10 protein-coding genes are annotated in these 15,070 nt (G+C 46.9%); 8 read left to right on the top strand and 2 right to left on the bottom strand.

What is annotated here, in order from left to right; genetic code table 11:
- Window positions 1-67: 67 nt before the first annotated feature.
- The 7 genes from ACWQXP_RS14205 (at window position 68) to ACWQXP_RS14175 (ending at window position 10,986) form a co-directional block, all read left to right on the top strand.
- Entirely contained in the window at window positions 68-2,728 is a 2,661-nt protein-coding gene (locus tag ACWQXP_RS14205; protein ID WP_454063543.1) for an ABC transporter permease, read from the top strand.
- 285 nt (window positions 2,729-3,013) lie between these two features.
- Window positions 3,014-3,154, top strand: a complete 141-nt coding sequence (locus tag ACWQXP_RS14200) for a hypothetical protein (RefSeq protein WP_454063542.1) — start codon at window positions 3,014-3,016, stop codon at window positions 3,152-3,154.
- A 126-nt stretch (window positions 3,155-3,280) separates the two neighbouring features.
- On the top strand, window positions 3,281-3,739 hold the full coding sequence (locus tag ACWQXP_RS14195; protein ID WP_454063541.1) for a response regulator: 459 nt from the start codon (window positions 3,281-3,283) through the stop codon (window positions 3,737-3,739).
- A gap of 876 nt (window positions 3,740-4,615) precedes the next feature.
- Window positions 4,616-7,399: a DNA polymerase I gene (gene polA / locus ACWQXP_RS14190; RefSeq protein WP_454063540.1), complete on the top strand. Its 2,784-nt coding sequence runs from the start codon at window positions 4,616-4,618 to the stop codon at window positions 7,397-7,399.
- A 75-nt stretch (window positions 7,400-7,474) separates the two neighbouring features.
- Window positions 7,475-8,248, top strand: coding sequence for an exodeoxyribonuclease III (gene xth, locus ACWQXP_RS14185; protein WP_454063539.1), 774 nt, complete (start codon window positions 7,475-7,477; stop codon window positions 8,246-8,248).
- A gap of 432 nt (window positions 8,249-8,680) precedes the next feature.
- The gene (locus ACWQXP_RS14180; protein ID WP_454063538.1) at window positions 8,681-9,370 is read left to right on the top strand and encodes a PEP-CTERM sorting domain-containing protein; all 690 of its coding nucleotides are present in this window, start codon (window positions 8,681-8,683) and stop codon (window positions 9,368-9,370) included.
- A gap of 197 nt (window positions 9,371-9,567) precedes the next feature.
- A complete protein-coding gene (locus ACWQXP_RS14175; protein WP_454063537.1) occupies window positions 9,568-10,986 on the top strand; it encodes a phosphoglucomutase/phosphomannomutase family protein in 1,419 nt (472 codons plus the stop codon).
- Window positions 10,987-11,106: 120 nt separating this feature from the next.
- Here ACWQXP_RS14175 and ACWQXP_RS14170 read toward each other — a convergent pair whose 3' ends face one another.
- Complete coding sequence (locus ACWQXP_RS14170; RefSeq protein ID WP_454063536.1) at window positions 11,107-11,493, bottom strand: HPF/RaiA family ribosome-associated protein; 387 nt, start codon at window positions 11,491-11,493, stop codon at window positions 11,107-11,109.
- 295 nt (window positions 11,494-11,788) lie between these two features.
- Between ACWQXP_RS14170 and msrB the strand changes: the two genes are divergently transcribed.
- Complete coding sequence (msrB, locus tag ACWQXP_RS14165; protein WP_454063535.1) at window positions 11,789-12,289, top strand: peptide-methionine (R)-S-oxide reductase MsrB; 501 nt, start codon at window positions 11,789-11,791, stop codon at window positions 12,287-12,289.
- Between the two features lie 167 nt (window positions 12,290-12,456).
- Here msrB and ACWQXP_RS14160 read toward each other — a convergent pair whose 3' ends face one another.
- Window positions 12,457-15,054, bottom strand: a complete 2,598-nt coding sequence (locus ACWQXP_RS14160) for a sigma 54-interacting transcriptional regulator (protein WP_454063534.1) — start codon at window positions 15,052-15,054, stop codon at window positions 12,457-12,459.
- Between the last annotated feature and the right edge of the window lie 16 nt (window positions 15,055-15,070).

Here is a 15,070-nt window from a genome sequence, read left to right as displayed (position 1 = left end):
CGCATACATATCTGCTGGAATCCATAATCAGGGTGTCACGCGGTTGTTGGATTGAAAGAAATCTTGGATGAATAGACCATTTGCTGCAGTCATGGCCTGGCGTGAAGCTCGAGCAAGCTGGCATCGATTTGTGTTTTTCTTTATATGTATTGCGATCGGTGTGGGTGCAGTGGTCGGGGTTGGACTGTTTGCTGCAAACGTTGAAGAAGCTATTTTTCATGACGCGAGAAGTCTGCTCGGTGGTGATCTGGAAATCTCATCACGTCGTTTGATGAGTGAAGACACCCGGCAAGTCATGGATTCTCTTCAAGCAAGAGAGATTGTGGTTTCTCATGTCAGTGAACTGGCGGCGATGGCTGCTGTGGCAGACCCACAGGCTAAACTCTCTGACACGCCACCGGCGACTCAATTAGTTGAGCTCAAAGCTGTTGAACCAACCTATCCACTCTATGGATCCATCGAAACCAGCCCGGAGGCATCACTGGCTTCGCTCTTGGCCAGCCAAGCATCAAGCTGCAAGTCAGTTCCATGTTTTGGCGCTATTGTTCAAAAGTCTCTGTTGATCAGTCTGCAGGCTGACGTAGGTGACCAGATTAAAATTGGCCAGGCGCAATTCAGTATTACGGGAATTATTAAAAAAGAACCGGATCGTGTCGCTAGTGCGTTTAGCCTTGGTCCTCGTGTTCTGATTTCTCGTAACGCTCTTGACGCCACTGACCTTCTTCAGCCTGGAAGTCGAATTCGCGAGCGCTATCGACTTCGTGTTTCTCCGACCCAATCACTTGAACCGTTATTAGGTGAACTGCGAGGCCGTTTGGCGAAAGAGGGAGTCCGTGTGGTGAGCTTTCAAGACGCTCAACCTCGAGTGCGGCGCTTTCTGGATCAGTTATCCACGTACCTCGGGCTGATCGGGTTGACGACGTTGTTTATAGGCGGCATTGGGGTGGCCAGTACCATTCAGGGCTATCTCTCTCAAAAAATGACGAGTATCGCCATTCTGAAAACCATTGGAGCCGAGACGAATTTTATTATCAAGACGTACTTGTTCCAAAGCCTGTTGATGGGAGGGATTGGGAGTGTGCTCGGAGCGGCGCTTGGCATTGGGCTTCAGGCTGTCATGCCTGCTCTCCTTGGAGGCTTACTTCCATTTTCGATCGAATTTACACTCTCACTCACTCCAGTGTTGAAGGGACTGATTTTAGGATTGCTCTCGACCGCAGTCTTCACGCTTTGGCCGTTGCTGTCCATCAGGCATGTTCCTCCAGCCTTGGTGTTTCGGCGAGAGATTGATCGAGCAAATGTGCAAAAAGAATCGGAATCCTATTGGCATTGGCTTCAAAAATTTCTGAAAGGACTCGTTCGAGATCGAGCCCGTCTGATGACAGGATTTGTGATGAGTTGCAGTCTGGCTGGATTGGCGATGTGGCAAGCACAATCTGTCGCATTAGGCCTCTTTTTCATTGCAGCATTTTTTGTGGCATTATTTTGTCTTTTACTTGCGTCTAAGTTTTTGCTTCACTTGCTGAGCCTCTTGCCGCGCCCGCGAACATTTATGATACGAAACGCGATCAGTAATCTTCATCGACCAGGAAACTACACCGCTGGGATGACCGTGGCCATTGGAGTTGGCGTCATGGTGATCGTATCCATTGTGGTGATCAAAACTTCTCTGTTGGAAGCCCTGGGTGAACGGATGCCGACGAAAGCGCCGTCATTTTTCTTTATCGATATCCAGCCTGATCAACGGGAAACGTTTGAACAGATTCTTCTGCAGTGGACGGATGATCGTGACTATGAATTGTCTCCTGTGGTTCGATCAAGACTGACGGCACTTGACGGCAAACGTATTGATCCTGAAGAGCATAAAGGTAAACGAAACGGATGGTACTTCACTCGAGAATATGTCTTGACGGCACTCCCTGATCTGCCCAAGGACAATACGATTAGCAAAGGAAGCTGGTGGGATATAGATGACGCTTCTTCTCCTGCACTCCTCGCATCGAGTCCAGAGAATCCAGCAAGTTTATCGATTGAAGGCGAAGCCGCGAAAAATCTTGGACTTGATCTTGGTTCCATTGTAGAACTTGATATTCAAGGTGTTCCCCTGTTCACGAAAATCGAAAGTACCCGTAAAGTGGATTGGGGAAGTTTTTCGACGAATTTCTTCATGATCCTGTTTCCCGGGGCACTCGATGGGGCGCCCATGACCTATATTGCAATGGCACGGGTGTCCACAGCCAATGAGATACCTTTACAGCAAGCTCTTGTGGCACGTTTGCCGAATGTGACGGCCATTAATGTGGGCGACGTCTTAGATAATATCGCTAATCTGCTGCAACAGTTGTCCTGGGCCATACAGGGAATGGCAATGTTGTGTATCGTCAATGGCACGATTGTGATGACCGCAGTTCTTGCTACGACACGATACCGACGTCTCTATGAAGCGGCCATCTTAAAAGCCCTCGGCGGGACCCGCCAAATGATTGCGCAATCGCTGGCCCTTGAGTTTGGGTTGCTTGGCAGCTTGGCCGGGGTTATTGGCGTCGTGCTGGCGAATGTGTTGTCTTGGGGAATCCTTCATTTTTTCTTAGATCTTGAATGGTCTGTTCCGATAATTCCTCTTGTCATGGCCTGCGTCTTCACCATTCTTCTGACACTGATCGTTGGGTTTTTCAGTAGTTATCGTCTCCTTGCCCATCCCCCGCTTGCTGTCCTGCGAGAAGAGTAGCGACGGACTGTTCTCCTGCGGGTATCCGTTCAGATTACCCTTCAGATTTCAACGTTTCTTTTATTATCCATTTTGATACGTAGTGTGCGCAATTGGATAACATTTCTTTTTGCTCTCCTGGTTTTTCTCTTGTAACGCAAATACGAAATCCATTTTTAAGTGAATGATAACAGCTAGTTATGGTGGTTTTATATATTCAATTTATGTGTCTCATCATTGGTATGTCCTTTGCTTTAGTACAGATCTATCAGATCTTTTTCATAATTTAATACGAGGAGCAAGTCGATGGAAATATTTATTGTCGCAGTCATCACAGGACTGGGACTTCTCATAGGAATGTTTTTCATTTGGCAGGGATATCAGCCTCCGCATGTCTCAACGACCAGGTCAGATGGGATTAGCGGGGATGGGGAAAATAGGAATTGAACAAAGGAGAAAAGGTGGAATTTTCCATGAGCGATGTCACGATAGCAATATTGTCTGTAGAAAGTTCAGAGGGCAAAAAATCGCTATTTTACTTAACGGTCTTCTAGAAAATAAGGGAGAATCAATATGGATCGTGTAGAACCTGTATCCAGAAATTTGGGCATCGAACCATTGTATTATGCTCCAAAATGTATTCTTATTATTGATGACGATCCGTTGGCTCGATCGATTCTTCGTTTACTTTTCGAAACAGACGGATATCTCTGTAAAGAGGCTGAAAATGGAGCCTTAGGGCTGGCCATGCTTGAGCAACATCAACCGGACTTAGTCGTGACTGACCACAATATGCCGATTCTCACGGGAATTGAATTTCTTCAACGTTTGGGGAAAAAGAGTCGAGAGCAGGTCCCTGCTGTCATTTTTATGTCTGGCGATTCGAGTCGTGAATTAAAAACGCTAGCCCTTCAGTCTGGCGCTCGGGCCGTTCTGGAGAAACCCTATGATATTGATGAAATTCGAACCTTAGCCAATTGGCTGCTCAGATCGGAACAGGCTATTGCATTTGGTGCGCCTTCGGTAAATTGATAGACTGTAAGCATAAGGATAAAAGTAGAAATACGTTGTGCCCATGTTTTTGAATTTTTATGTTTTTTCCATGCGATGCGAGCTAAATCTGCCGGTCTCTAGCTAGGCCACGTGATTCAACGCAAGAAGATCCTCCTCAAGATGTGCCCAGCGTCCATCTTGACCATTCAAACACGTTCTTAATCAAGACATACCATTATAATACGTTCACAGATTCTTGAATCCCTTTCACTGAATTTTCTTGTTTTTCCCTAAAAAATGTAGACATTTTTCAAAATAGTGAAGGGTGTAACCTTCGCTTTACAGGGTGAGTTACTCCTCACAATATCTCAATTTCTTTCCTAACCCTCTGATTACCAAAGAATTTCAAATTGACGCTAAATCGGCATTACGTTTGCTTTCATTAACATGTAGTCCCCTTGCTGAATGAGCGAAAGGTTTTTTGCGAGTCAGCTATAGCTGGTATTTGCCGATATATCTGCATTTTGAAAGGTCTGTTGCATGAAGTATCTCCAATCCCCTCCCTTATTGCTCCTGCCGGATTTCTTCTTTACTCAAAACCCTAGGGACTTAAGTCCCATGGGGTTTTCTCATCATGACCATATTCCTCCTGCGTATTGTTTGAGATTTTTTGTCTTGAATTAGTACGAGCCCACCACGTAAGCCGGGGATTGGATGAAGGCACTGGGGTTCCTGCCCCAGTGCCGCACACATTCGGAGGCTGGACGAGTCTTTCCCCCATAATCTTCCTCAGAATCTTCATTTTTCTAACCACCTTCTTCTCCTGCAGCATACGAATGTCACTTTGATATCGACACGAGTTTATTCATCAGGTATGTTTCATGGCGATCTTTTCCCTAACTCGAAGGATGAATCGTGGAACACAGTCAAGAGCTAGACAACAACCTTCCCCTCCGAAACCTTGTGCTCATTGATGCGTCAAGTTTTATTTTTCGGGCGTATCATGCCATTAAACCGTTGACCTCCCCTGATGGGACCCCCGTCAATGCGGTGTATGGGTTTATGCAAATGCTCATGAAGCAATTGGACGATATGGAGCCAAAGCATGTCGCGGTGGTTTTTGATGTCGCGAGAATGACCTTTCGAAACGACCTGTCTCCAGAGTACAAGGCTAATCGTCCTGATCCGCCTGATGAACTCATCCCGCAATTTGCCCTTGTTCGAGAAGCAACGCGAGCGTTTAACCTTGACTGCATTGAATCCCCGGGATTTGAAGCAGATGACCTGATTGCCACGTACACGCATTTGGCGCTTCAGACGGAGGCGACGGTGACGATTGTGTCGTCTGACAAAGATCTTATGCAGTTGGTATCTGATCGTGTCAGGATGTATGACGGCATTAAGAATCGGTTTATTGGAACCAAAGAAGTTAAGGAGAAGTTTGGCGTTCCGCCTGAAAAAGTCGTTGATGTGCAAGCGTTGGCCGGTGATGCTACCGATAATGTTCCAGGCGTGCCCGGTATCGGGATCAAAACGGCAGCGCAACTCATTAATGAATATGGTGAGCTTGATACGCTGTTGGCTCGAGCATCAGAGATCAAACAAACGAAGCGCCGAGAAAATCTGATTGAACACGCTGATAAGGCTCGGTTGTCACGAGAACTTGTCCGGCTCAGAAAAGATGTTCCCCTGACGATTCCTCTTGAGAATCTCGGTCGACGTCCTGTTGATCGTGAGAGATTAATGAATTTTCTCTCTACCCTGAACTTCAAAACCATCATTGATCGAATTCAACATAAGTATCCTTCAACGGATACCTTGATGAGTCCAAACTCAGCAGCCGTCAAACCTGTACGTCTAGTGTCGAAGTATGAGCTAGTTCAAACCCGATCGGATCTTCAAAATTGGGTGGATCGAGCGTATCGCGCAGGAATAGTGGCAGTCGATACGGAAACGACCTCGTTAGATCACAGTCGAGCCGAACTGGTCGGGGTGTCTCTCAGTGTGGAGTCGACGAAGGCCTGCTATATCCCTCTTGGGCATTGTGATAGTCAAGTGTCAGGTGATGCTGCACTTCAACAAATTCCCTTCAATGAGGCATTAGAGATACTTCGTCCGTTATTGAGTGATCCGTCAGTGTTAAAAATTGGTCACAATATCAAGTATGACATGGTTGTGCTCGCTCGCTATGACGTCAAGGTATGTCCAGTCGATGATACGATGTTGCTTTCGTACGTGTTGGAAGGGGGGAGCCATGGCCATAGTATGGATGAACTTGCCGAATTGTATCTTGGCCACACCACTATCAAGTACAAAGATGTGACAGGAAGTGGAAAGGCGCAAATCACGTTTGATCAAGTTCCGCTCGATCGGGCCGTCGACTATGCCGCGGAAGATGCCGATATCACGCTTGAACTGCACCAAATTCTCAAACCTCGGTTAGTGCGAGAGCGGATGATGACCGCGTACGAGACTCTTGAGCGTCCGCTCATTCCGGTTCTTGCCGCGATGGAAAGTGAAGGGATCAAGGTTGACCTCTCGCAACTTAAACGACTGAGCGCAGATTTTGTCAAACGTCAAGGCGAATTGGAAGAAGTGATCCATCAACTTGCGGGAAGGTCGTTTAATGTTGGGTCACCCAAGCAACTTGGAGAAATTCTCTTTGATGAGCTGGGGCTTGAAGGTGGTCAGAAAGGTAAGTCTGGGACATACACCACCAGTGCCGATGTTCTTGAGTCGCTCGCGGCACAAGGGCATGATCTTCCAGCAAAGGTGTTGGAATGGCGGCATTTAGACAAACTGAGAAGCACGTATTCAGAAGCGTTAGTCGAACAAATTAATCCTGTCACCAATCGTATCCACACCTCCTATGCCATGGCATCCGCTTCCACAGGCCGCTTATCGTCGACCAATCCGAATCTCCAAAATATACCTATTCGAACAGAGGAAGGGCGAAAAATTCGCCAAGCTTTCGTGGCCGAAACTGGACATGTCCTTCTTTCCCTAGACTATTCGCAAATTGAACTACGACTTCTGGCTCACATCGCGGACATTGATGTCCTCAAGCAAGCATTTCGAGATGGGCAAGATATCCATGCCCTCACGGCCAGCCAAGTATTTGGTGTTCAACGAGACAAGGTCGACTCTTCAATGCGTCGAAAAGCTAAGGCCATTAATTTCGGAATTATCTATGGCATCAGCGCATTTGGTCTCGCTCGTCAACTTGGTGTTGAACAACGAGAAGCGGCCACCTATATGAAAACCTACTTTGAGCAATATCCTGGTATTCAAGACTATATGGAGCGGACAAAGAAGTTCTGCCGAGAGCATGGCTACGTGCAAACACTCTTTGGCCGTCGTTGTCATGTGCCGGGAATCCTTGATAAAAATCCCGCAAAGCGAAACTTTGCCGAACGCGCGGCCATTAATGCACCGATTCAAGGGGCAGCGGCTGATGTGCTCAAACGTGCGATGATTCGTGTCCCTCCGGCCTTGAAAGAGCATGGGTTGGATAGCAAAGCGTATATGCTCTTGACCGTCCATGATGAATTAATCTTTGAAGTCGCCGAGTCGGCTGTTGAACAGACATCACAGGTCATCAAGCAGGTCATGGAGTCGGCCACGTTGCCGATACTCAAATTATCAGTTCCGCTCATCGTCGACGTTGGGCAAGGATCTTCCTGGGATGAGGCGCATTAAAATGATGAATGAAATGTTGTGCGCAAGATGGGTGCAAACAATTGATCTTGGTTTTCTGAAATCGAAGGCGGCATCATGAAAATTGCCACGTGGAATGTCAATTCCATAAAGATGCGAGTTCCACATGTCGTGGAGTGGGTGAAGCAGGCACAGCCGGATATTATGTTGCTTCAAGAACTGAAAGCCATGGACGAGCAATTTCCTCGAATTGCGATGGATGAGCTTGGATACAATTATGCGGTTGTTGGTCAAAAAACATATAATGGTGTGGCCATCCTTTCCAAGTTGCCTATTGAAATCGAACAGAGATCTCTTCCCGGTGATCCAGCCGATGAACAAGCGCGTTATGTCGAAGCGACGGTTGGTGATGTCCGTGTGGCGTCGATTTATTTGCCAAATGGGAATCCAGTGAATACAGAGAAATTTTCATATAAATTGGCTTGGATGGACCGATTAATCACACGCGTTCGCACGTTATTATCGTATGAAGAGTCTCTCGTTCTTGGTGGAGATTTCAATGTCTGTCCGACTGATGATGATACGTATGACCCGGAAGGCTTTGCTGATGATGCCTTGTGCCGACCAGAGTCTCGCTCACGCTTTCGTGAATTATCTTATCTCGGGTTGCTTGATGCACTTCGTGAGCTTAATCCTCAAAAAGGACTGTTCACGTACTGGGATTATCAAGCCGGCCGCTGGAACAGAGATGAAGGACTACGCATTGACCATCTCTTGCTCTCGCCTCAAGCCACAGACCGACTGACAGCCTCGGGCGTTGACAGGGGACCACGAGGAATGGAAAAACCATCCGACCATACGCCTGTCTGGTGTGAACTCTTGAGTTCATAATTCCAAGTTTCTCATCAGCCATGGCCCGATAGCTCAGCAATGTTCAGCTATGAGTCTTCCTCCTTAATGTTTGAAAGAGCTTCGGCATTCTTCTTGACGACAGTCGTGACGGCTGCAATATTCATCAATAATTAGTATAGATTGATCCCGCTTTTCCTCCAAACTTTCTTCTCATTACTCTGCGACTTCTTTGAAGGCTTTCAATTTCCACTGATCTGTTCATAAATCCAGGCAACCACCATATTTCCTCTGTCTTGCTATTGCACCAAACATGAAGAATGTTTGCGAAATATTCTCCAATGAACAGGAACAGAAATTTGACAATTTTTCTCAACACACCGAAGAGATAGGGTAGGAAACATGAAACGAAAACATCTGGTCAGGAAAGCAATGTGTGTGTAAGCCGAAAGGCATCAAGAGGAGTCGAAGCCTATGCAAAAAATTATGCTCAGTGCCGCATTCGTGTTATTACTTTTTTCAATGACGGTGTCACCCTCGTGGGCCGTTCCTGTCAATACGAATATTGAGATCCTGAACGGCGGATCAGGGTCTGGATTTAGATATAGCGTCATTCACTCGGCCAATTGTTCAAGTACGCCTCTGTGTATGTCCGGGAGCTATTTGTATGGCACGCCGTTGACTGGCAGCTTAAATGGTGACTTTGATCTTACGGGGCCGCTCTCTCTCCGCAACATCAGGGGAACCTTGAATGCTCCTCAAGGAAATATTCAATTCACTGGGGGATTTTTGAGTACCTCTGGTGGAGGTGGTCTGACCAGCGGAGAATTACAGTACAGCTTTCTTTCAGGAAATCTCCAAGGCGAAACCGGCACGTTCTATTTCCTTGCGAGTCAGCATTGTTGTGCCGGTGGGCCGTTTGGAGGTCCTAATCACTTGACGGCCAGCGGGTTTACACTCTGGGGTAATAATTGGGATATCATGGCGAATAGTGGTTTGAGCAGTCGTCAAGCCGTTCTTGATGCAGGGTTCACACCTCTCGGGATCGACATCGTCGGAGTGAACTACACGGCCACTCCTGAGCCTAGTTCGATGCTCTTGCTGGGTTCAGGTCTTGCGGGGTTATTTTATTGGCGAAAGAAGCAAGTTCATCATGTAGAGTGACAATAGTTCCATTAAGCAAAACCTCTCTTCCCCCTAATTCTCAATTGGGGGCCAGACTTCCATCACTTCCTTTTTAGCCTCTGTATGATCTTATAAATACCAATGAGGGGCTGGCATGTTGTAAGAAAATCAACTATTCTCTTATAAAGACGAGTCATTTTTCGTCAATTATTTTGATCTGGGACGGGTAAGAGATCATGGAAAGTATAAAGTTTGGGACCTCGGGTTGGCGGGCGATTGTGGCAGACGAGTTTACCTTTCGAAATGTACGGATTGTCTGTCAGGGAATTGCTCAATATCTACGCCAAGAGAAAATTGGTCAGCGTGGGGTCATTATTGGATATGACACGCGTTTTATGGGTGAACGCTTTGCTCAAGTCGCCGCTGAAGTGTTGTCAGCGCATGGAATCCCGTCATTGATCTGTGATCGAGACACGCCAACCCCGACAATTTCTTATCATATCTTACACCGTAAGCTTGCAGGTGGTATTAATATTTCTGCGAGTCACAATCCTCCAAGCTACAACGGGATTAAATTTACTCCGGCATGGGGTGGTCCGGCGCTTCCAGAAACCACGAAAGCCATTGAGCAGCGTATCATCCCACTCTTACATGGCGAATATATCAAGTGGCTTCCCTGGGAGCGAGCGAAAGCGGATGGGCTGGTTCGTTATCTGGATGCGAAACCGGAGTATCTCACCGGCTTAGCTACTCATATTGATTGTGAAAAGATTCGCGGACGTCGACTGCGTATTATCATGGACCCGCTCTATGGCACCACGAGAGAGTATTTAGACGAATTTCTCAGAGAAGCCGGGTGTAAATTGGCCATGCTCCATCATTGGCGTGACCCGTATTTTGGTGGATTACGTCCAGAACCCACGGCAGAGACATTGCGAGACTTGCAAGATGCCGTTCAGAGAGAACAAGCTCATCTCGGGTTAGCGACAGATGGCGATGGTGATCGATTTGGTGTCATTGATGCTGATGGGACGTTTGTCGAGCCCAATCTTATTTTGGCTTTGCTTTTGGACTATCTGATTCAAACTCGGAAATGGACTGGCTGGGTGGCTCGGTCGGTGGCCACGACTCACCTTGTTGATGCGGTGGCCAATGCACATGGATTATCTGTTCATGAAACTCCTGTCGGGTTTAAATATATTGGCGAACTCCTTGCTAAAGGGGAAGTGGTGATGGGAGGGGAGGAAAGTGCCGGACTCTCGATTCAGGGTCATGTGCCTGAAAAAGATGGGATGCTCGCGTGCGCTCTCGTCGTCGAAATGGTTGCCCACTCGGGAAAAACTTTACGAGAGCTTCGTGACGACCTCTTTCACCGAGTTGGGACGATATACACGGCACGAGAGGATTTCACGATTGATGAAGGTGTTCGTCAATCGTTACAGGGGATTCTCGATCACCCACCGCAATCGTTCGCCGGCGCGGATGTGGTTCAGGTCAATCGATTAGATGGATGTAAACTGTTATTTGGAGATGGGAGCTGGTTTCTTCTTAGACCATCAGGGACCGAACCTATTGTTCGTTGCTATAGTGAAGCGAAAACCGAAGAACGTCTCAATCAAGTTATTCAAGCGGGTCGGATTCTTCTCAAGCATTAAGTTTTTTCAAACGTCTGAGTAATTCTCTCTATCCTGCCAACAGAACACCTTTCCTGACAGAACGTTCTTGTTTCCCTCCCGTTTTGCCTATGCCTGGTTAAGGTCGCCCATGCGTAACAGTCAGATGCCCTGAGCCATTTTTTCGTCAGGCACCTCTTCGGATGTCACGTCGAGTATGGCTGGCTCAACTTTGCTCGTATCTTTTGCGACTCGCTTTTCATGCATCTTTTTAATTTCAGTTTCTACTGCCTGAAATGCATGTCGAATCGCTTCTTCAAAAGTTTTTGCCTCTTTTCTGGCGGTCACGGTGTGTCGCTTGGGAACGGTGAGCAACACAAGAGCTTCTGCATTATCTGCCCCTTTTTTATGGTGAGCATTTTTTGTCAATGTGACTCTGGCATGGGTAATCTGAATGGAATCGGTCTCGAGTGCCGCCACACGATTTTCAATTTCAGTCTTCCAACGAGGGGTCATCCCCACATTACGGCTTTCAATCTTGATGTCCATGGAACCTCCTCATGTCACCATAAAAAAATTACCAAAAACCTCTATAAATAGTTTCGGGTAAACGGATAAAGATCTTGATGAGTCCTCTTGATAGTGTAAAAATTTCCTAGCTATCTGTCAAAACATCTTCTTGTGAGCGTGTTTGCTTGTAGTGCAAAATTCGACATCTTAGAAAATCGATTTCTTGTTTCACTGTAACAGTTCCGATAGAGAAGAGACTATCAATCATCACATATTTTTGGAAGAATATGATTGAAGTTGGCCTGTCGTTAAGAAATCAATGAAGGAGGAGGTCATGGACATAGATAGAAGAAATCTCTTGAAAGTTGGGGCGATGGTGGTATTGGGGAGTGTTGTGAAAACAACCGGTCTTGGTTTTGCGGGAGTGAAGGATTCAAGGGACTCATTTTCGATTATGAAATCAGAAGAAGAATGGAAGTCTATTCTTACACCGATACAGTATCGAGTATTACGAGAGGAAGCGACTGAGCCGCCGTTTAGTAATGCTTTCCATGATAGTAAGGAGAAAGGTGTCTATGAATGTGCCGGATGCCAACTTCCCTTATTTTCTTCAGACACGAAATATGACAGTAAGACCGGATGGCCAAGTTTCTGGAAACCTGTGTCAGATACTGCTGTTGAAACTGAAACGGATTGGAAGCTGTTATATCCCCGGACTGAAGTTCATTGCCGACGGTGTGGTGGTCATCTCGGACACATTTTCGAGGATGGGCCAGAACCAACTGGTCTTCGTTACTGTATAAATTCCGCCGCCCTCACGTTTGTGCCTGCTTAACGGGTTTGAGGTTAAGCCTATTACAGTTCTGGCATAGGCGACGATGTTCTGCGTTTGAATAATTGATACGGTCAGATTTAGCATGATAATCGTCTCGCCGTGAATATAAGGTGGCTTTGGTGACTCTTGCTCAGACGCTATCGTGTCTCATATGTTCTGAGCTGAATTCATGCAACTGGCCCTTTGTTGGTAAAGTGTTGACGGATGAGGATTTCAATTGCTGGAAAATGTCGTTCAGGAATGTTGCGTAAACGTTTACGGCAATTCGCGAGAGCTTCTTCCGCGGTCTCGTACGGTGTCGTTGAAGCGAGTAAGTTTTGGTAGTATTCCTTCAACTTGAGCTCTGCAATTTTCTCCAAAGACGGTGTGCCAGCAATCGAAACTGCCGCACGGTATACATCACGGTTATGGTCAACTAACGCTTGGAATCCAAGTCCTTTTAAGCGTTGAGTGACAGTACTTCTATCCCATGCGAGGGTTTTTGCCGTCGCTTGCATATCAAATCCATGCTGTCGAAGGGTCGAAAGGACGAAGGCGTCTTCGCGACGAGCCATCTCATCTTTCCCCTCTAGATTCGGCTGGACTTCATGTGAGGTTGTATCTTCAATTGTTTCGGCTTTCTCGCCTTGAGGAAGACGAAGATCATCTTCAGACAGCATATGTCCATTGGCTAAGGCTATAGCCTGGGCTAAGGTTTGCCGAAGTTCTCGCACGTTGCCAGGCCATGCGTAGGCATGAATCGCATGCATAGCGCCCTGTGTGATTTGGATCGGTCCTTGCTCTGCCTGAGGTGAAAGATCTTCAACGATACGCTGGGCTAGTAACGTTAAATCCTCTTTCCCACGTTCCCGAATTGGCGGAAGTCTGAAGACGAGGCTTCGCAGTCGATAGTAGAGATCTTCTCGATACCGTCCTTCTTTGACCGCTTGACTCAAGTCACGGTTTGTCGCAGTGATGATACGGACATCGACCTGCGTAGGCGTTGATTGTCCAACGCGATAGAATGTGCCGTTTTCCAAGACTCGCAGTAACTTGGCTTGAAGATCTAACGGGAGTTCTCCAATTTCATCAAAAAATACGCTTCCCCGATCTGCTGTCTCGAGAAGACCGCGTCGACTGATGGCACCAGTGAACGCGCCTTTGACATGTCCAAACAACTCACTCTCAAATAACTCTGGTCGAATAGCCGCCATGTTCACTGAGACGAATGAGTCTTGAGATCGGTGGCTTAATCGATGAGCCGCTTGTGCAAAGAGTTCTTTTCCCGTTCCCGTTTCTCCGAGAATGAGAATCGGGCTGTGGGTGGTGGCCGCTTTTTTCAGTTCAAGAAAGATTTTAAAGATAAGCGGGGAGCAGGTCACAATTCCAAACTTTGCACATTCTTCCTGAAGTGTCTGCTCGTCTGTCTCAAGGGCGGGTTTTTTGAGATGAGAAAGAACGGGTGAGACTTTGCGGAGTTGAGAAAGTTCATGTTGAAGACCTTCAAGCTTTTGACGGGCACCTTCAGCCTCTTCCTCAGCCTCCCGCAATTGCTGACGGGTTTCATCTTCTGACACTGACAAACTGACATACTTTTCGGAAGTATTCTGAGCATATTCTTTCGCATCAAGTAATTCGTCTTCTAACTGTTCAACATGTAGTTCTTTTCTTGCCAAATTTTCCTGCATGACAGTGAGTTGACGACTAACATTTCTGATCTGCTCTCGATCATTTTTCCGTTTTTCATACTTCGGCCAAAACGTTATTCCTATTAGCGTGAAGACAATGGCAACAGTCGGACTTGCAACAGGCCAGATGGATTCTGTGCCGACAAACAACCCCATATTCAAGGCATAATGGGTAAGAATGACGATGCTGATAGCTCCCCATCCCCAACGGTCTTGTCTCCACGCTGCGAGTAGGACAATGATCACAATCACACTGATCGTTCTGAAAAACTCCGATGCCCAGGAAGGTTGGCTGAGCCAAGAATCGGTGAGAACCGTATTTAAGAGATTGGCATGGATAAACCCGAGTGGGGCCGCATGCTCTAAAGGAGTTCCCAGAACATCGGTCTTTGAGGTAACGGGAAAGAGCAACACAATCTTGCCTTGAACGAGTGTTGAAAGCTTGACGTCCTGTCGCCCCTGAACGAAGTCAAACAATTCGGTGAATGTATAGGTTGGGAAAGGTTGATCCGACCATCGACCGACAAAAGAAACCAATCCTTGATCCGGTAGATCTAGGGAACTGCTGTTGTTGTACGCTGACGCCATGGTAAGTCCTAAAGGCAAAGGCTTCATATCATGTGTCATCTGACGGGACGATATTCTTCGAAAAATTCCATCTCCGTCAGGAGCCAGCATAAACCCGCCAGTGGCTTGAGCTTCGTTCGCAATCAGCGGCTCCACAAATGATGGATAAACCACATTCCCTGCCTGTTTGGTGGCTTCAAGAAGCTGTGCATTTCCAAATACATCACCGCATTCTGGAGGGTTGGGAAATTGGAACCGAACGGCTGGTGCAATGATTGATGCCCCGGCTTTATGTAATGCAGAAATTGCGCTGGCGATGACCGATGAATTCCATCGCTCATTTCCACACGAAGCTGGATCTTGTTCATCAAGAGTGATCAGCACAATTGCTGAATGTACGACAGTGGATGACTTGGCTTTCATCTGCCAGTCATATGATGCCACTTCAACTTGAGGAAACAATAGTGAGAATCCCAGTCCGAAGAGCATACCCAATAGGCCAAACAGGAGCCCTGCGGTTGCCGTTTGCATTGCACGTGTTGACGAC

It is taken from the genome of Candidatus Nitrospira salsa (assembly GCF_965152625.1).
Note: the sequence above shows the minus strand (reverse complement) of the source record. Positions and strands in the feature narration are given on the sequence as shown.